At 60.0% G+C, this 18,998-nt stretch carries 18 protein-coding genes; all 18 read right to left on the bottom strand.

Features of this window, described 5'->3' with window-relative positions; genetic code table 11:
- Positions 1-14: 14 nt before the first annotated feature.
- Positions 15-854, bottom strand: a complete 840-nt coding sequence (locus tag MWL89_RS07760; RefSeq protein ID WP_244412522.1) for a hypothetical protein — start codon at positions 852-854, stop codon at positions 15-17.
- Positions 848-1,594 (bottom strand): ABC transporter ATP-binding protein, encoded by a 747-nt coding sequence (locus MWL89_RS07755; RefSeq protein ID WP_244412521.1) that lies wholly within the window; start codon positions 1,592-1,594, stop codon positions 848-850. Before MWL89_RS07755 ends, MWL89_RS07760 begins: the two co-directional genes overlap by 7 nt.
- A gap of 30 nt (positions 1,595-1,624) precedes the next feature.
- A complete protein-coding gene (gene ffh / locus MWL89_RS07750) occupies positions 1,625-3,040 on the bottom strand; it encodes a signal recognition particle protein (RefSeq protein ID WP_244412520.1) in 1,416 nt (471 codons plus the stop codon).
- 126 nt (positions 3,041-3,166) lie between these two features.
- Positions 3,167-4,087, bottom strand: a complete 921-nt coding sequence (gene ftsY, locus MWL89_RS07745) for a signal recognition particle-docking protein FtsY (RefSeq protein WP_102378231.1) — start codon at positions 4,085-4,087, stop codon at positions 3,167-3,169.
- 1 nt (position 4,088) lies between these two features.
- Positions 4,089-7,631, bottom strand: coding sequence for a chromosome segregation protein SMC (gene smc / locus MWL89_RS07740; protein WP_244412519.1), 3,543 nt, complete (start codon positions 7,629-7,631; stop codon positions 4,089-4,091).
- Between the two features lie 6 nt (positions 7,632-7,637).
- Positions 7,638-8,501, bottom strand: coding sequence for a ribonuclease III (gene rnc, locus MWL89_RS07735; RefSeq protein ID WP_102379540.1), 864 nt, complete (start codon positions 8,499-8,501; stop codon positions 7,638-7,640).
- A gap of 5 nt (positions 8,502-8,506) precedes the next feature.
- Positions 8,507-9,550: a phosphate acyltransferase PlsX gene (gene plsX / locus MWL89_RS07730; RefSeq protein ID WP_244412518.1), complete on the bottom strand. Its 1,044-nt coding sequence runs from the start codon at positions 9,548-9,550 to the stop codon at positions 8,507-8,509.
- 328 nt (positions 9,551-9,878) lie between these two features.
- Entirely contained in the window at positions 9,879-10,058 is a 180-nt protein-coding gene (gene rpmF, locus MWL89_RS07725; protein ID WP_102378234.1) for a 50S ribosomal protein L32, read from the bottom strand.
- 181 nt (positions 10,059-10,239) lie between these two features.
- Positions 10,240-12,048, bottom strand: a complete 1,809-nt coding sequence (locus tag MWL89_RS07720) for an ABC transporter ATP-binding protein (RefSeq protein WP_244412517.1) — start codon at positions 12,046-12,048, stop codon at positions 10,240-10,242.
- 43 nt (positions 12,049-12,091) lie between these two features.
- Positions 12,092-12,637: a YceD family protein gene (locus tag MWL89_RS07715; RefSeq protein ID WP_244412516.1), complete on the bottom strand. Its 546-nt coding sequence runs from the start codon at positions 12,635-12,637 to the stop codon at positions 12,092-12,094.
- Positions 12,637-13,107, bottom strand: coding sequence for an ATP synthase subunit B family protein (locus MWL89_RS07710; RefSeq protein WP_102378236.1), 471 nt, complete (start codon positions 13,105-13,107; stop codon positions 12,637-12,639). Before MWL89_RS07710 ends, MWL89_RS07715 begins: the two co-directional genes overlap by 1 nt.
- Before the next feature lie 257 nt (positions 13,108-13,364).
- The gene (locus MWL89_RS07705; RefSeq protein ID WP_279611966.1) at positions 13,365-13,946 is read right to left on the bottom strand and encodes an acyltransferase; all 582 of its coding nucleotides are present in this window, start codon (positions 13,944-13,946) and stop codon (positions 13,365-13,367) included.
- Between the two features lie 3 nt (positions 13,947-13,949).
- On the bottom strand, positions 13,950-14,915 hold the full coding sequence (locus MWL89_RS07700; RefSeq protein WP_244412515.1) for a Gfo/Idh/MocA family protein: 966 nt from the start codon (positions 14,913-14,915) through the stop codon (positions 13,950-13,952).
- On the bottom strand, positions 14,915-16,039 hold the full coding sequence (locus MWL89_RS07695) for a DegT/DnrJ/EryC1/StrS family aminotransferase (RefSeq protein WP_244412514.1): 1,125 nt from the start codon (positions 16,037-16,039) through the stop codon (positions 14,915-14,917). Before MWL89_RS07695 ends, MWL89_RS07700 begins: the two co-directional genes overlap by 1 nt.
- Before the next feature lie 168 nt (positions 16,040-16,207).
- Positions 16,208-16,555 carry an EamA family transporter gene (locus MWL89_RS07690; protein WP_102378240.1) on the bottom strand — a complete coding sequence of 116 codons (348 nt, stop codon included), beginning with the start codon at positions 16,553-16,555 and terminating at the stop codon, positions 16,208-16,210.
- Positions 16,545-16,934 (bottom strand): DMT family transporter, encoded by a 390-nt coding sequence (locus MWL89_RS07685; protein WP_102378241.1) that lies wholly within the window; start codon positions 16,932-16,934, stop codon positions 16,545-16,547. The genes MWL89_RS07690 and MWL89_RS07685 overlap by 11 nt, the downstream gene beginning before the upstream one ends.
- A 17-nt stretch (positions 16,935-16,951) precedes the next feature.
- A complete protein-coding gene (locus MWL89_RS07680) occupies positions 16,952-18,031 on the bottom strand; it encodes a DegT/DnrJ/EryC1/StrS family aminotransferase (protein WP_244412513.1) in 1,080 nt (359 codons plus the stop codon).
- Complete coding sequence (locus tag MWL89_RS07675; RefSeq protein ID WP_244412512.1) at positions 18,031-18,987, bottom strand: dTDP-glucose 4,6-dehydratase; 957 nt, start codon at positions 18,985-18,987, stop codon at positions 18,031-18,033. Before MWL89_RS07675 ends, MWL89_RS07680 begins: the two co-directional genes overlap by 1 nt.
- Positions 18,988-18,998: the final 11 nt, after the last annotated feature.

Raw genomic sequence — 18,998 nt, 5'->3', positions numbered from 1 at the left:
GCTCCGAACGACCCCTATGACAAGTTCGTCTTTCGATCGATGACGAATACGCAGATGGCGTAGAAGACAACGGCGGTCACGAGGTACAAGACGAGCGAGACGCCCGAAGACATCACGTTCATCGCTTCGTAGCCGAACGTTGAATCGTAGGCGAAACCGGTCGCAATGAAAACGCTTTTTATGCTGTGGATCAGCCCCGCAGCCCACGAAAGGGCGAAGAACAAACCGATACCGGCCGCCACCTTGTGCTTCGAAGCGAGAGCACCTCCGAGGGCGAAGGCGGCGTAGGCCGTGAGCACCATCGTAAGCGCCTGCATTGCCGCCGTGGCTGCGGCGACGAGGAAGCTGACGAACGAGACGATGTCGGAGAACCCGAACGACGACACGAGCATGAAGTACGGTATCGTCTCGTCGAAATCGCCTGAAAACCCCATAGCCGCGATCGAGGCGAAGTACCCGCAGAAACCGACGATGAGCGCATCGATGAGCACCCACACCATAGCCGCTATCACCTTGGACGCGATATGCTGGTTCGCGGTGACGGGAAGCGTGAGCGTCAGGTACCCCTCATCGGTGAAGAAATTCCTATAGAAGCGGTGCACGATCGCAAAGAGCGTAGCCGCGGAGGCCATGAAGAGCGCAAACAGGCAAAAGGCACCCGTCATCGCGAGCATGACGAGCATCGACGTGCCGAAGCCCGACGAGCTGTTCCACGAGCCGTAGGACGAGTCGAGCATGTGCACGCCGAAGAAGCACGCAGCAGCGCCGAGACCCACGGCGACCGCCGCGATGTGCACGGGGACGAGAATGCGGGAAAGCGCCTTCAAGTCGTATTTCAGCAGTTTTCCTAGCATCGATAAGCCTCCCTGAAGTATTGGTCAAGGCTTCGCCCGGTCTGCTGGTACACCAGCTGAGGCGACGAGTACATGGCGATGTTGCCGTACTGCAAAAGGATGAAATCGTCGAGCGCGTGCTCGACGTCGGATACGAGGTGCGTCGAGACGAGAATCGTCGAATCCCGATGGTAGTTTGCAATGATCGTCCCAAGGATGAAATCGCGCGCCGCAGGATCGACGCCTCCGATCGGCTCGTCGAGCAGGTAGAGCGCCGCCCTGCGCGCCATAACGAGTACGAGCTGCACCTTCTCCTTCGTCCCCTTCGATAGGGCTCCCATGGTTGCCGTCGTGGGCACCGAGAGGCGCAGAAGCATGTCCTCGGCGAGCCTGCGATCGAAGTCCGCGTAGAAATCCGCAAAGAACGAGAGCGTGTCGGTCACCTTCATCGACGGACTGAAGTACGGTCGCTCGGGCAGATAGGACACCCGCGCCTTCGGCGAAGCACCGGGCTCTTCGCCGAGGATGTAGGCGGAGCCCGCAGTGGGCTGCAAAAGCCCCGCTATGAGCTTGATGAGCGTGGTTTTGCCGCTACCGTTCGGCCCGAGCAGGCCGACCACGCGTCCGCGCGGAATCGTAAACGTCACGGCGTTAAGCGCGTTGACGCTCCCGTAGCGCTTGGTGAGGGACCGGCAGTCGAGTACCGGAGCGAGCCCCAGGTCGGGAGCGGGTACGGTCGGTGGTGCATACGCTTGGTCCATTGGACCTCCTATCGAAAGGAAATGCCGCTTCTATTTATCGAGATCCTTGAACATGTCCTGCATCTTCTTCATGTCGGCCATGCTCATGGAGCCCATACCGGGAAGCGAGCGCCTGCGGCGGCCCTTCTTCCCCTTCTTGCCCTTTCTCCCCCTGCCGTCGTCGGCGGGCATGAACTGCTTCATCATCTTCTTCGTCTCGTTGAACTTCTTGATGACCTGGTTCACGTCGGATACCTGCACGCCGGCGCCTGCGGCAATGCGCGCGCGGCGGCTGCCGTTCAAAAGATCGGGCTTCTCGCGTTCCTGCAGCGTCATGGAGTGGATGATGACCTCCATGCGGTCGAGGGCGCTCTCGTCAACCTGACCCTGCGACATGGCCTTGTCGCCGCCCGGCAGCGCCGCGACGAGCTTCGAGACGCCGCCCATCTTGCGGATCTGCTTGTTCATGTCCAAGAAGTCGTTGAGATTGAGCTGCGCACGCATCATGCGCTCGGCGGCCTCGGCCTCCATCTCTTCGGCTTCTATCTTCGCAGCGCTTTCGATAAGGCTCACCACATCGCCCATGCCGAGGATGCGCTTGGCCATGCGGTCGGGGTGGAACTCCTCGAGCGAATCGGGCTTCTCGCCTGACGAGATGAACTTGATGGGCTTGCCCGTCACCTGCTTGATGGAGAGGGCGCCGCCGCCCCGGGCGTCGCCGTCCATCTTCGACATGATCACGCCGTCGAAGTCGACGCGCTCGGCGAAGGCTGCGGCTACGTTGACCACATCCTGCCCGGTCATGGCATCGACGACCATGAGAATCTGATCGGGCTTGACCGCTCGCTTGATATTCTCGGCCTCGGCCATCATCTCCTCGTCGACGTGGAGGCGCCCCGCCGTATCGATGATGACGACGTCGCGCAGGCTGTCGATCGCATCCTGGATGCCCTCGGTTGCGATCTTCACGGGATCCTTGCCCTCGCCGCGGTACACCCGAACGCCGATTTCGTCGCCGAGCGTCTCGAGCTGGTCGGCAGCTGCGGGGCGGTACACGTCGCATGCTACAAGCAGCGGTTGATGGTTCTCCTGCAAAAGGCGGTATGCCAGCTTGGCCGCAGCGGTAGTCTTGCCCGAGCCCTGCAGGCCGACGAGCATGATGACGTTGGGGATGCGGCTGCCCAGCACGAGCTTCGAATCGGTGCGGCCTAAAAGCTCCGTCAGCTCGTCGAGCACGATCTTGATGACGTTTTGGGCAGGGGTCAGCGATTCGAGCACCTCGGCGTCGAGGCAGCGCTCCTTGGTATTCGCGATGAAGGTCTTCACGACCTTGAAATTGACGTCTGCTTCGAGCAAGGCCATGCGGATTTCGCGCATGGCCTGGTTGATATCGTCCTCGGTCAGGCGGCCCTTGCCGCGCAACCCCGAGAATATGCCCTGCAGTCGTTCGGAGAGGTTCTCAAGCATTCCGGTAAACTCCCATCGTAGGTATGCGTTCGCTTGATTATACTAAAGCGCTTCCATACCGAACCCAATACGACAAAACCACCCCATTCGGCGGCGCAGCGCTGCGCACACGCCGAAAGGTGCGGCTCAGTCTCGTTCGTCCAGATCCCCGACCAGCGCTCTTGCGAAGTCGAGCGGGTCGAAATCCTTGAGGTCGTCCAAGCCCTCGCCCACGCCGATCTTGAGCACGGGCAGATCGAGCTCATGGGAAACAGCGAGCGCGATACCGCCCTTGGCAGTACCGTCGAGCTTCGTGACGATCACGCCGTCGAGATCGAGCGCACGGTCGAACTCGCGCGCTTGCGAAAGACCGTTCTGCCCGGTAGTCGCATCGGTGACGAGTACGGTGTACACGGGCATGTTCGCCCGCTTGCGCACCACGTTCACCACTTTCTCAAGCTCGCGCATGAGGTCGGCCGATGTATGAAGGCGCCCCGCCGTGTCGATGAGTACAAGGTCGGCGCCCGTCTGCTCGGCGCGCTCGATGGTGTCGTAGCATACGCTCGCAGGATCGCTCCCCCGCTCGCGCGTGCAAATCTCGACGTTGGCGCGCTTCGCCCACACCTCCAACTGCTCGATGGCCGCCGCGCGAAACGTATCGGCGCTTCCGAGCAGAACGCGACGACCCGCATCTGTTGCTTCTTTGGCTATCTTTCCCACCGTTGTGGTCTTGCCGGTTCCATTGATGCCTACGAACAAGACGATGGCCGCCCCGTCCCCGAACACGTTCTCGCCACCTTCGGAAAACGTGCGGGCGATCTGGTCGTAGAGCAGATCGAGCACCGCGTACGCATCGGGCAGCGCCTTTCGCGTCGCCTGGTCGCGCAGGTTCTCCACGATGGTGGAGGCGGCGGACGCACCCACGTCGCTCAAAATGAGCGACTCTTCGAGACCGTCCCAGAACTCGTCGTCGAGATCGGGACCGCGGTCCAAAAGGACGTTCATCTGCTCCTTGAACTTTTCACGAGAGCGGGAGAGCCCCTCGCTGATCCTATCGAAAAATCCCATGTTATTCCTCCGCGTATCGAAGTGCATGATCGAGCTTTTGGCTCACCACGCGCGTAACGCCATCGGCCTGCATCGATATGCCGTAGAGCACGTCGGCCATCTCCATGGTGCGGCGCTGATGGGTGATCATTATAAGCTGTGTCGTATGCCTCAGCGAATCGAGGTACGCGCAGAGCCTGCGCAGGTTCGAATCGTCGAGTGCGGCCTCGACCTCGTCGAGGATGTAAAACGGCGTCGAGCGGATGCGGTACACCGCGAACAGGAGGGCAAGCGCCGTCAAGGATTTCTCGCCGCCGCTCATGAGCATCATCTTGGTGATGCGCTTGCCGCGCGGCTGCGCGGTCACCTCGACGCCCGTGTTCTCGGGATCCTCCGGATCGACGAGCGAAAGTTCGGCCGAACCGCCGGGGAACAAGATCGCGAATATCTCCTGGAAGTTGATGTTCACCTGCTCGTAAGTGGTGATGAAGTCCTCTTTCATGCGCGCATCGATCACGCCTACGATCTTGGAAAGCGACCGACGTGCCGAATTCAGATCCTCGAGCTGGGCAGCCATGTAATCGTAGCGGCACTTGAGCTCGGCGTACTCGACGGCGGCATCGGGATTGATCGTCCCCATGTTGGCGATACGGCGGCGCAGCTTGAACGTCTTATCCTCGGTTTCGGCGCGATCCTCGAGCGCGGGCATCGCAAGGGCAGTCTCGAGCGGCGTTTTGCAATCGTTCACGATCGTGCCGATCGCCGCCTCCACCTGCACCTCGAGCCTGCCCTTGTCGACGCGGGCCTGCGAGAGCTTCGCATTCACCTCGTCGAAGGCGTCGTGAGCCTCGCGGGCGGCCTTCCGCGCTTCGTTCATGGCGGCATGCAGCCCGCTCGAGGAATCCTGCGCCGCAAGCGTCTCGTCCTCAAGGCGCTGCGTCCATTTCTTCGCGCTGTCCGACAGCTCCTCGAACACGGCGAGCAGCGGCACGACGCGCGTTCGCGCGAGCGCCTTTCTGGCAAGGTTTTCCTTCGCCGATTCGTCCTGCGCCAGAATCGATTCGATCTCGCGTTCGCGCGCCTCGACGACGCGCTTGGTATAGGTCTCCCGCTCTGCGGAGGTCGCCGCGGCAAGACGTGCTTCGGAAAACTCGTTCGACAGATCAAAGCCCCGTTTCCTCAGCGGAGCGACCTCCTGCTGGAAACGGGCGACGTTCTGCTTCGCCTCCTCGAGCGCACGGTCGAGCTCCGCAAGCTTCGCGACCAGCTCGTCGGCAGTCGGTTGCGCGGTTTTGAGCACTTCCTGGGCTTCGGCGCGCTGCCGTTCGAGATCCTCGAATTCGCGCTGCAGCGCAGCGAGCTTCTCCTCGGCGCGCTTGAGCTCCTCCTTCGAGGAGTCGGTCTGCCCTTTGAGTTGAGCGAGATCCTGCGAGAGCTTCAGGCTCTCCCCCTGCGCCTCGCGCAGTGCCGCATCGGCCGCATCCCTCTCGACCTCGGCTTCGGCCTGCGCTTTCTCCGCACGTGAAAGCTCCGCTTTCAGCTCTTCGATACGGCGATGGCGCGCAAGCGTACCCTCCTCGTCGTGTCGGTTCGCGCCGATGACGATCTTGCCGTTGGGCCAGATGACGAACAGATCGCGGGTGGCGAACCGGGCCCCCGTATCGTCCGCCTCGTATGCGGCGATGGCCTCCTGCCTCGTCTGGCACAAATACACATCGCCGAGCAGGCCCGAAACCGCCTCAGCGTGCGTCTCGGGGTACTCGAGCAGGTCGATGAGCCGTTCGCCCGATTTCGCCGTCCGATCGTGCGCGCTCATGTTCTTTCCGGGAAGCAGGACGACCTCGCCCGTCTCGTCCACGTCGACGAGCGCGTCGGCGATGGCGTTCGCGCTTGCCGTATCCGACACGAACAGCGCTGCAAGGTCGCCGCCGAGCAGATGCTCGACGAGCGCCTCCGACCCCTTCGGTGCGATGATGACATGAGACAGCGGCTCGATCTCGGTTTCGAACTCGCTTCGGTGATCCATAAGCCATGCAAGCGCCGGCCCCGCCGCTTCGCTTGCCCGCTCGACCTCTTCGAGGCCGCGAATCTCCGACGCGAGAAGCGATGCCGCATCGCGCGTGCCGTCGAACGCCTCGCGCGCGCTCTCACGCGCGGAGAATGCAGCCGACACGGTCTCGCGCGCCCTTCCCTCGAGTTCCTTGAGCTCGGCGAGCTTCGCTTCGTTTTCCTGCGCCGCCCCATGGGCGCGGTCGTAATCGCCCTTTGCGTGGGCGAGCTGGATCTCGAGCTCCTTGCTGTGCCCGGCGATGAGCTTCTCGTGCGCACGGCTGTTGGTCAGAAGCTCGTTGGTCTCCGCTTGGGCGAGCCTCGTCGTCTCTATTTCCCGGGTGAGCGATTTCTCCTTGCCCGTCCACTCCTGCACGCTCCGCTCGAGTGCCGAGCGGGCCTCCGTCAACGAGCGCTGCTCGGCAAGCAGCGCTTCTACCTGCGCATCGGCCTTACGTTTCTCTGCAGCGACCTCTTCGAGCTGCGCAAGCGCCTGGGCTCGGTCCTCCTGCGCCTGACGGGCCTTCTCCTTGTTTGCGGCGAGCGAAACCTGTATCTCGCCCTCGTAGCTTTGCGCCGCGCGCTTCTTCTCGTGGAGCAGCAGCGTCGTCGCATCGAACCGCTCGAGCGCCGACTGGGCGCGACGGTAGCGCCGAGACAGCTCGCCGGTGTTGACGTTGCGCTCCTGTATCGTCTCCTGAAGCGTCTCAATCTGCTTTTCGGCCGCGTCGATCGCCTCGCGCATCGAGGCGAGCTGTTCATCGAGATCCTTCTCCTGGCCGGTCGCCTTGCCCCATTTCTCTTGGAGCACGCGCAGGTCGTCGACAGCAAGCATCAGGTTGAGCTCGGCGAGCTCGTCTGCAAGGCCCTGATAGGCCTGCGCGCGCTTCGCCTTGCGCTCGAGGGGTTTGAGTTGGCGCTCGACCTCCGCGGCAACATCCCTCACACGCGTGAGGTGAACGTCCATCTGCTCGAGCTTTCGCTGGCTTTTGAGCTTTCGCTGCTTGTGCTTGAGCACGCCGGCCGCCTCCTCGATGATGGCGCGACGATCCTCCGGCTTCGACTGCAGGATCGAATCGAGGCTGCCCTGCGAGATGATCGAATGGGTGCCGGTTCCCAGCCCCGAATCGTGCAGGATGTCGAGCACGTCCATGCGCCTGGCTAACGCGCCGTTTATGAGGTACTCGCTCTCGCCGCTCCGGTACATGCGGCGCGTTACGGCAACCTCGGTGTAGTCGACCGGAAGCGTTCCGTCGGTGTTGTCGAGCACGAGATCGACTTCGGCGATGCCGACGCTCTTGCGAGCCGACGAGCCTGCGAAGATAACGTCCTCCATGGCCTGGCCGCGCAGGTTCTTCGCGTTGCGCTCGCCGAGCACCCACAGCACCGAATCCGAGATGTTCGATTTGCCCGAACCGTTCGGGCCCACGATAGCCGTGATACCCGGCTCGAGCGAAAGCACGCTCCTATCGGCAAAGGACTTGAATCCTTTGAGGACAAGGGATTTTAAATACACGTCTCTTTACTCCCGGTTTTTCTTTTGGTTTTGCTTGTTCTGTTTGCTCTGCTTGGCGCGATCGCGCTCGCTTTTCTTGCGCGCTTTGTCCTCGGCCTTCGCAGCAGCCAGCGCCGCTTTCGCAGCGGCTTTTTCGGTACGGGCCGCTTTCGCATCGGCTCCCAAACCGAAAAAGTCGCTCAGGCGGGCGAGCGTCGACTTCGCGGCCTGGCTTTCGGCTTCCTTCTTCGTTCTTCCGGTCCCCCGCGCAAGCCCCTGCGTTCCCGCGAACACCTGCGCGACGAACGTACGGTCGTGCGGCGGGCCCTGCGTCTCCACGAGCTTGTAGGTTGGCGTTATTCCGTCTTCCTGAAGCTTCTCCTGCAGAGCGCTCTTGGGGTTTTCGGGTTCCTTGGCCATGTCGAGCGACATGCGCGGAATGAGGGTTCGCTCCACGAACGCGGTCGCCGTCTCGAGGCCGCCGTCGAGGTAGAGTGCGGCGACGATCGCCTCGTAGACGTTTTCGAGCGCGGAGTGGAGCCCGCGTTTGCCCGTGCCCGTCTCCGACGAGCCGAACACGATGATGTCGGCGAACCCGAGCTCGGCCGCCACATCCGACAAGCTCGTACCCGACACGAGCGCCACCTTGATACGGGTGAGGCCGCCTTCGTCGAGATCGTGGAACCGATGGAACGCCACCGTTGCCACGATGGCGCCGAGGATGCTGTCGCCCAGAAACTCGAGGCGCTCGTAGGAGAATTTGACCGACTTGCCCTCGGTGGCCGACGGGTGGGTTATGGCGGCGAGCAGCAGCTCTTTATGGCCGAACGAATAGTCGAGTATCTCCTCGGCGCGATCGAGCTTTTCGCGTTGCTCTTCCGAACTGGTCATCTCGATCACCGCGCTTTCGCAGCTACCCGGTCGGCCGTTTCGGCCGACTTCGCCGAAGTCCCGCCGAGAACCGTCTCGGCGATCATCTCCGACACATTGGTGCGGACGATCTTCGCCGTCGTATGGATGCCGTTCTTGATGGCCGTCGCGTTCGACGAGCCGTGGCCGACGATGCACGCGCCCTTGACGCCGAGCAGCGGTGCGCCCCCGTACGTATCGGGGCTCACTTGCGCCATGAGGTCTTTTAAGCCCCCTTTGATGGTCAGCGCGCCCAGCTTGGTAACCGTGCTCGAATAGAAGATGTCCTTAAGCGCCTTGAAAAGCGTCTTGGACGTACCTTCGATGGTTTTAAGGCACACGTTTCCGGTGAAGCCGTCGGTCACGAATATGTCGTAGTTGCCCGGAAGGATGTCGTTGCCCTCGCCGTTTCCGACGAAGTTGGGCACCTGTTCCTTGAGCAAGGCGAAGGCTTCCTGTGCGAACGCCGAACCCTTAGTATCCTCTTCGCCGATGTTCAAAAGCGCCGCTTTCGGCTCGTTTACCCCGATGACCTGCTCCATGTATATAGTCGCCATCTGAGCGAACTGTACGAGGTACTCCGGCTTGCAATCGGCGTTGGCTCCCACGTCGCACATGACGACCGGTTTGGCGGGCGATGGAATAACGGTGCAGAGCGCGGGGCGGGAAACGCCCTTGATACGGCCCATCACGAGCGTGGCGGCGGCAAGGCACGCCCCGGTCGAACCGGCGGAGAAGAACCCGCTCGCTTCGCCCTCCTTGACCAGCCTGCATCCGACGACAAGCGAAGAATCCTTCTTCTTGCGAACCGCGTTCGCGGGATGCTCGTCCATGGCGATGAACTCGGTCGTAGCGACGGCCCGGCACCGCTCGTGCTCGGCGCAAAACGGCTCGACCGTATCGGCAGGGCCGCACAGTACGATATGCAGGTCGGCATCTTCGGCGAGCGCTGCGGCAACACCGTCGAGCACAACGCCGGGCGCATGGTCTCCGCCCAACGCATCGACCGTTAAGGTAACTTGTTCAGACATCGTTTCTCCTTGCGTTGCAGACGGCGGGAAACGCCGCTGCGTACTCGGTCGGCCTTGCGGCCACGAATCAATTATAGGCAAAGAAGACGCACCGTCAGCGCCGCCCGGCCATCTTTATCCGAAAACTAAAAACGGCACGGACCCGCACCGTCGCATCGGCTCGGAAAACCCGCTGGCAAAGCGCGGCGCAAGGCGCCCGACGCGACGGGCATGCACGCTTCCTGCACGCAAAACGAAACGAAGCTCTCGGAGATGCCTCGAACAAGGCAGCCCGGAGAGCTTCGCTTTCAACCCGAACGGAAACACCGCACGGATGTGCGATCCGAATCTACTCGGTCTCGATGACTTCGCGGTTCTTGTAGTAGCCGCAGTTCGGGCACACGCGATGCGGAAGCTTCACTTCGCCGCACTGCGGACATACGGAACGAGAAGGTGCTGCAATTTTGTCGTTAGCACTCCGACGGGCGTTGGTGCGAGCACGACCCATTTTACGCTTAGGTACTGCCATGATCCTTGTACTCCTTTTCCAAGCCGGACTGACTGCCCGGTATTAAAAAGCAATCGTTAAACACGCGAAGAGATATTCTATCAAACGCATCTCCCCCGTGCAATATGGGTTTTATGGAATCCGCATCTTACGCGGCATTGGGTTTGCGCGCATCGAGTCCGCCGAAACCCGCGAATCCGCGCTACTCCCCGAATTGCATGCGGTAGTAGCGCGCATACGTGCCGCCCGATTCGAGCAAGTGCCCGTGCGTGCCGAACTCGACGACGCGGCCGTTTTCCACCACGGCTATCGCGTCCGCACCGCGAATGGTCGAAAGGCGATGGGCTATGACGAGCGTCGTCCTTCCCCGCGACAGATCCTCGAGGGATTTCTGCACCTTCCGTTCGCTCTCGTTGTCGAGCGCGCTTGTGGCCTCGTCGAGGATGAGGATGCGAGGGTCCTTCAAGAAGATGCGCGCGATGGCGATGCGCTGCTTCTGGCCGCCCGACAACCTTGCACCTCGCTCGCCCACATAGGTTTCGTAGCCGTCTTCGAGATCGCAGATGAAATCATGGATGTTCGCAAGCACCGCCGCCCGCACCACCTCGTCGTCGGAGGCGTCGGGCCTACCGTACGCGATGTTCTCGCGAATCGTGCCGTCGAACAGGTACACGTCCTGCTGCACGATGCCGATTGAGCGGCGCAGCGAATCGACCCGCACGCGGCGCACGTCGATGCCGTCGATCGACAGCGATCCCGCCGACACGTCGTAGAAGCGCGGCAGCAGCGAGCAGGTGGTCGTCTTGCCTCCCCCGCTCGGGCCCACGAGCGCGACCGTCGAGCCGGCGGGAACATGCAGGTTGAGACCTTGCAGCACATCGTGCTCCCCATCGTAAGAGAACCGCACGCCATCGTAGCGGATCTCGCCGGTCGCCCGTCCGACCGTATCGGATCGCTGTTCGCGTTCGATCTCGTCGAGGTCGCGGGCGTCGGGAGCGTCCTCGATGTCGGGCCGCACGCGCAGCACCTCCATGAAGCGCCTGAAGCCGGCATAGCCCTTCTGGAACTGCTCGGTGAAGTTGATGAGCTGCTCGACAGGCGAGACGAAGATGCCGATGTAGAGGGCGTATATGGCCAGATCGGTAACCTCGAGGGTGCCTTGCGCCACGAAGTAGCCGCCGCCCACGACGGTAACCGTATAGAGTACGCCGATGAACACCGAGTTCACCGCGTGGAACGATCCCATGAACCGGTACGACAGCTCCTTGGTGTCGACGAATCGATGGTTGCTCTCGTCGAACTTGCCGATCTCGACGCCCTCGTTTCCGAACGATTTCACCACGCGGATGCCACCGAGCGAATCCTGGAGCCGTGCGTTGATATCGGCCATCTTCTTGCGGTTCTCGGTGAATATCGTCCGCTTGCGGTAGTTCCGCCAGAACGCGTAGGCCGCCATGAGCACGGTGGCGACGAGCATGATGAGCGTGAGCGGCACGTTGACGAGGAACAGAAGCGCGAACGAGCCCGCGATCTTGAGGATGCAGATGAAGAGGTTCTCGGGGCCGTGGTGGGCGAGCTCGGATATGTCGAACAGGTCGGTAACGAGCTTGCTCATCATGGTGCCGGTGTTGTTGCGGTCGTAGTAGGAGAAGCTCAAGCGCTGGTACTGCTCGAACAGATCCTTGCGCATGTCGGCCTCCATGCGCGCGCCCATGATGTGGCCCCAGCTCGTGATGAAGTACTGGCACGCCGTGCGGACGGCGTACATGACCGCGAGCAGAACCGCGATGAGCCCGAGCGACGCGACGATGACGTCGGGAGGCTCGAGGAAGAACTCCTTGGTGAAGAAGTTCAGTATCTGGGGAAACGCCAGATCCACGACCGCAAGCACCGAAGCGCAGAACAGATCGAGGATCAGAAGCGCCCGATAGGGCCTGTAATACGAAACGAACGCCCCCACCACTTCGGAGGCGCGCACGGACGGCTCGTCTGTTTCTTCGCCTGGACGCATCGGATCCTCGCATCGCCTTCCTTCGGGCGTCGTGCAGCCCGTCTCAGCTTTCGAACGTAATGTCCTTGAGCACCGAGAAGGGATTGGCGGGCGCTTCGTCGGCAGACTGCTTCTCCCCGCATGCGCAGGGTCCTTCGTTGAGGTCCGCGCCGCAATCGGGGCAAATGCCCTTGCAGTCGTCGTCGCACAGGGGAACGAGCGGCATCTCCAGCAGCAAAGCCGCCTTGAGCAGCGAATCGAGTTCGATCACGTTGTTCTTCGGAAGGTAAGAGAATTCGTCTTCGTCCATATCCTCGGGGGCGTCTTCCTCTTCGGAAAGCAGGTAATATCCCTCTATCTCGCCTGTTACGGGAAACTCGAAGGTGTTGAGGCAGCGTGCGCAAGCGGTCTTCGCCGTTCCCTCGACCGTTCCGGTCACGAGCAGGGCGCCGCCCGTATTGGTAACAGTCGCCTGCCAGGCAAGCGGGGCGGCGAACTCGTAGAGATCGGGTCCTGCCTTGAGGATTTCGAGATCGTACGTACCTTCAAAATAAGAACTCTCCGCAGGGGCGAAGAGTTCGCTCGGTACCAGTATGCGGGTATCGGACATTATCGACCCGCCATCGAGTTAGCGTTCAAACGGTCGCGGCAGCGGCGAACGTTTCCAAGCAAGGTGTCGAGACTCTGCTCGACGTGGCCGAACACCTCGTCGGCGTAATCTTCGGCTCCCGCGCGCGTCTGGCGCTCGAGTTCACGGGCGTCGCCCATGATGGTTTCGGCCTGCTGCTGCGAGATGCGGACGATCTCCTGCTCGCTTGCGATGGTCATCGCCTGGCTGCGCGCATCGTCGATCATGCGGCTCGCCTCGGCCTCGGCATCGTCGAGCAGGCTTTGCCGCTCGCGAACGATTTGGCGAGCCTGGGAAAACTCGCTCGGGAACGTGTCGCGGATCTCATCCATGATCTCGAATGCGGCTGCGATATCGACCTGGCGCATATTGCTCTTGCCGAAAACCGGCTTAGAATCTTCCAAGAGGATAGAGAGCTCTTCGAGTAAGCCCAGCACTCCCGTTTCGTCCATTGCTGTCCTTCCAACCTTGCTGCTGCGTTTGAACTGCGTTTATGGGTATGAAGCGTTGCTTCGGTATACACCATCGCGATATTTTAGCATGAAGCTCCATAAAATCGAAACTCCCTGCATAAACCGCACATTTGCGTCAACGAAGGGTTACGGTGTCGCAATCGGCGCGAAACGCGCTTCGACAACGGGCGGGCGGCTCCGTCGTCGAAGCCGCCCGCCAAGCAGTACGCAGCTGCCGGGCGAAAGTCGCCCTATCCCTATTCGGCGTTCCTCGCCGCCAGACCGTTTTCGGCCTCGACATAGCGCAGGCCGCAGGCAGGGCACGTGAATTCCCCTTCGAGCTTCGCTCCGCATTCGCATACCCATCCGATGCGGCGGGCGGGCACGCCCGCCATAAGAGCATGCGATGCGACATCGTGCGTTACGACAGACCCCGATCCGATCATGGCATATTCGCCAATCGTATTACCGCACACGATCGTCGCGTTAGCGCCTATCGAAGCCCCCTTTTTCACCACCGTCGAACCTACCGTCCAACCCATAGGCCCATGGGCTCGTGGCATAAGATCGTTTGTGAACACGCATGAAGGCCCGCAGAACACCTCGTCCTCGAGGACGACGCCATCGTACAGAGAAACGTTGTTTTGGATTTTGCAGCGGTCCCCCACCACGACATCGCCCGCAACGTTGACGTTTTGCCCAAGCACGCATCCTTTGCCAATGCGTGCACCTGATTGGATGTGGGAGAAATGCCAAACCTTGGAACCGTCGCCTACCTCGGCCCCCTCATCGACGTACGATGACTCGTGGACGAAATACCCCGTATCTTCGCTCGCCATGGATTACCCCACCAATGCCTCGTTTTGGATTCGTTCGCAAAGCTCAAGGGCCCGCTTTCCCATCTCTCCGGATGTAGCGATCTCGCTTCCGTCTTTAATGCACGAGAAGAAATGCTCGAACTCGGCACGCAGCGGCTCGCTGATCGGCACCATGACCTTCTCGACGATGTTCTCCTGCCGATACTGAACCGGATACCCGACATCGAGGGAGAAGTTCGTCTTCCGGGATATCTCGACGGTTCGGTTGAGGTAGTCAACGTCGATGTAGCAGTTTTTAGCGCTGATCTCCGCTTTTCGAATCTTCGATTCCGTGACGCGACTCGCCGTCAAACTGGCAACGAGGCCATTGTCGTACGTAACGAGCGCCTGAGCGTAATCGAGCTTGTCGGTATAGACCTTCGCACCCTGGCTCGCAACGCGCTTGATGCCCGCATCGCCCGCGATGGCGTTGAGCACATCCACATCGTGGATCATGAGGTCTTCGACGACGCTTGCATCGGACACCCTACCGTAGAACGGGCTCATGCGACGGAAGTCGACCGAAATCACCTCTTCCTGATCGATGATGTTCATCAGCGTTGAGATGGCCGGGTTGAACCGCTCGACATGGCCGACGCATAAACGCACGCCGGCATCGCTGCAGGCGTCTATGATCGCCTGCGCATCTTCCACGTTTAGGGCTATCGGTTTCTCAACGAGAACATGACAGCCAGCCTGGGCTGCGGCAACAGCGTATTCCTTATGCAGGAAGGAGGGTACGACGATATGGGCGACGTCGACGGCCGCGTACAGCTCCTCAGGCGAGCCGAATGCCGCGATACCGTATCGTTGGGCCTGCTCCTTCGCCAATGCTTCGTTTACGTCGTAGCAGCCGACAAGTTGGCATTCGGCCATCGTCGAGAGGACGCGGACATGGTTTTTTCCCATGTTGCCCGTTCCGACGACACCGACCTTCAATGTTTCACTCATTATCTCAATCCTTCCTTAACAGCTGCAACGATTTGCTCGATATCGGACTCCTGCAAATACGGGTGCATCGGGATGCTGAATACGCGATTGGCAAGATCTTCGCAAACAGGCAGATCGCCAAGCTTGTATCCCAAGCTCTTGTAGGCTGTCGAAAGATGGATCGGAATCGGATAGTAGACGGCCGTCGGAACACCCGCCGCCTTGCATGCATCGATGATGGCGGTGCGCTCATCCGCATCCTTTGCAACAAGGGTGTACTGCGCCCACACCGAAAGCTTTCCGTTCGTCACAGCCGGAACAGCAAGCACATCGGAAAGCCGCTCTGAGTAGGCATTCGCTACCCGGTTGCGAGCCTCTACTTCGCTATCGAAGATAGCGAGCTTGGAGAGGAGCACCGCCGCTTGAATGGAGTCGAGGCGACCGTTGACGCCGATCCTTACATTATCGTACTTATCGCTACCCTGCCCATGCACGCGAATCGACTTTATCAGCTCGGCAAGATCATCGTCGTCGGTGAAGATGGCGCCGCCGTCGCCATAACAGCCGAGCGGTTTTGCGGGGAAGAACGAGGTCGATGCAACATTGCCGAACGAACCCGCCTTTGCACCCTTGTACTCGCCGCCGAACCCCTGCGCGGCATCTTCGATGACAAACAGTCCGTGCTTGTCGGCAATGGCCAGAATCTCATCGTAATCGGCGGGCTGGCCAAACAGATCGACGGTGATGATGCCCCTCGGAGTGAGCTTGCCTTCCGCGAGCGTCTCGTCGATAGCGCGATCAAGATCCGCTGGCGACAGGTTGAACGTCGTTGCATCGGAGTCGACAAAGACCGGCGTGCCGCCGGCAAGCGTTATGCTTTCAGCAGAAGCGAAGAAGGTAAACGAGGGCACGAAAACCGCATCGGTAGCCTTGAGATCGTAACCCATCAACGGTATTACAAGCGCATCGGTGCCGCTCGAGCAGGAAATCGCATGCCTGACGCCCGCGTATTCGGCAAGCTTTTCCTCTAGCTCGGCAATCTCGGGGCCCATAACGTACTTCTGGCTCTGAAGCACCGTACTCACGCGCGAGAACACATCGTCTTCAATGCGTTCGAACTGTGTTTTCAAGTCGATAAATTGCATGTCTTCTCCTATCGCAACGAGCAACTTTCGTGCAAGCGTTTCCAGTATAGCCCATAACGTTTCCAACAGAACATCAGGATGCAATCCGCAGCAACTCTCGACAACGCGGAAGCATCGGAAGTGCAGGTAAGCGCACAGCTTGACCGAAAGGCAAGCGGCTGTTCCGAATCAAAGAGAGAACACGATTACACCGACCACGATAAGCACCATACCAAGGGCGGCTTTTGGCGTCACTCGTTCGTGGAGCACGAATACACCGAGTATCCCCACGAAAACATAAGCGAGGGATTCGAGAATGGGGCCCATGGAGAGGGGCACGTACTTGAATGCGTACACCGTCACGAGAGTCGAGAGGAAAAACAGCGTATAGGCGCCGATAACGGGCGGATTAAGGTACTGCGCAAGCAGATTAGGGTACTCTTTATCGGCGCTTTTCTTCAAAAGCACCTGAGATACCGAGCTGATGAGCACCGACACGACGAAAACAAGGATGTAGGGCAAAGCATCATTCGACATTGCTGCTCACCACCAACACGATGCCGCAGAACACGATTGCGGCGCCGATGACCATCGTCAAAGACACCGTCTCGCCGAACAGCAAAACCCCCCACAGAACGCCCCAGATGATAGTCACGCCCTTGTTCGCAAACGCCGTGATAAGGGGCAAGCGACGTAGCACCTGCTGCCAAACTGCCGCGTATACCACCAAAACGGCTAGCAGTCCCGCGTACCATCCGATGTAGCCAACCGAAAGGAAGGGGTAACCCGAGGCCATTTTCGAGCATACGGCACCAAGGGAATACAGAAACAGTATCCCGTGCAGCATAAGATAAGTCTTGAGCTTCTGGCCGGAAGCTCTTGTCGTCTGCGCATTTCCCGTTTCGTCGTTCGCCATAATACCGTAGGCTGCGCTTACCGCGACGCCATGTAGTCGGCAATAGCAGCGCACACTTCGCCGACAGGCACGTCGGTATAGCAGGGCAAAGTGATCGTGTGGTGCTGCAGATAGGACGCGTTAGGTTGGACGCTGTCGTACTTGGCCCTGTAATACGCGCACTCGCTCAGACAGTACGTCCCGATTGTGCTCTCGATCTCACGACCCGCAAGATAGCGGCACAGGTCATCGCGATCGATGCCCTCGGGCACGGTAAACACGATGCTCTGCATGTTATGGTAAGCGTTTTCCGCCGCCTTCTGGGCGGTAAAACCGAGCGGCTCGAGGAGACGGGCGTATTCGGAAGCCTGAGCCCTGCGCTCCTTGACGATATCGTCGATTTTGTCGATCTGCGAACACCCCATAAGCGCAGGGATTTCCGGAAGACGGTAGTTGTACCCGTACGACACGAAGTCGCCCGACGCGTCGGCGCCATGGTTCAGTTTGTAGGAGAGGATTTCGGCGTACGCATCGTTATCGGTTGCAATGATGCCTCCTTCGCCGCATGTCAGCAATTTGCGAGGGTGGAGGCTGAAACAGGTGATGTCCGCGATGGAACCCACCTTGCGCCCGCCTACGGCGCTTCCTATGGCGCAGGCGGCGTCTTCGATCAGCACGATACCCTTATCGCGGCACAGTCCGGCAATCCGATCGAGCCCGGAGGGATTTCCCAGGGCATCGACGAAAATTACCGCCTTGGTTCTTTCGGTGATCTTCGAGGCGAGCTCGTCGAGCGTCATGTTGTAGGTCTCAAGCGAAACATCGGCGAACACCGGGGTGGCCCCCACATCCTCGATCACGTTGACCGACGCGGGAAACGAAAAATCGGAGACCACGACTTCGTCGCCCGGTCCTACCTCAAGGACCTTGAGCGCCATCGTAAGCGCCGTCGTTGCCGAGGTCGCGTTGAACGCGTACTTCGCCCCGGTATAGGCCTCCACCTTCTTGGGAAAAAGTTTCGAGTACGGACCTTTCGTAAGTATTCCCGAATCGAAGATCGCCTCGAGCTCCGCGGAAACCTCATCGAAGAAGATGTAGGGCTTAATGAGCTTGATCATTACAGATTCTCCTTGTACCAATCGAGCGTTTCGGCAAGACCTTCGTCGAACGAGCGGATCTTAAAGTCGATCATACTCTTGACAAGGGCATTCGTGGCGTTATGGCAATCCACATCGGCACCTCGCCTTGGCTTGCGCACAATCTCGCCCTCGTAGCCCATATATGTGCTGATCTTGGTGATCACATCCTCCATGGAGGTATTTCCATTGGCGGATATGTTCACTTCCTGGCCTTTTTCCATCTTATCGAACAGATCGATCACCGCATCGACCGTATCGAGCACATAGATGAAATCGCGGCTCTGCTTCCCCGTCCCATGGATCTCCGGTGCAATACCGTCCATGATGCGCTTCGCGGTCAGGGGTATGATCGCAGCCATGGGCGGCTCGGCGTTTTGCCGCGGGCCGTAGTTGTTGAAGGGCCGCACGATGAATGCATCGAGGTCGAACATGTTGACGTAGGTTCTGAGCATGATGTCGGCGGCAGCTTTGCCCCCGGCGTATGTCGTCGTCGGATTATACGGATGCTTCTCGTCCATAGGCTCGTACACGGCGGTACCGTACACCTCGGAAGACGAGAAATGGCACAGCGTCGAAAAAGCTCCTGCACGCTGCAGCTCGAGGAGGTTTCCGATAACGACGACGTTTGTCTCGAACGCATCGCACGGATCGATGAACGAATAGTTCAGAGCCTTTGTCGCGAGGTTGAACACGATATCGACGGCATGCTCTTCGATCATGCGCGAGAGGGCCTCTTTGTCCTCAGCGTCCTCCTTGTACAGAATCGCGCCGCGCTTTATCGCGTCGGCAAGGTTCTCCTCCTTGCCGAGGAACATGTTGTCGATGACGACGACGCTTGCAGCCCCCTTATCGAGCAACCTGTCTACGAGGTGACTGCCGATAAAACCCGCTCCACCGGTCACCAGAATGTTCGAACCCTCAATGCTCTTCCTCATGCGATTCACGT

The organism is Raoultibacter timonensis (assembly GCF_022845715.1).
Classification (GTDB): domain Bacteria; phylum Actinomycetota; class Coriobacteriia; order Coriobacteriales; family Eggerthellaceae; genus Raoultibacter; species Raoultibacter timonensis.
The sequence above is the reverse complement of the archived record's forward strand: the minus strand, read 5'-3'. Positions and strand labels throughout refer to the sequence as shown.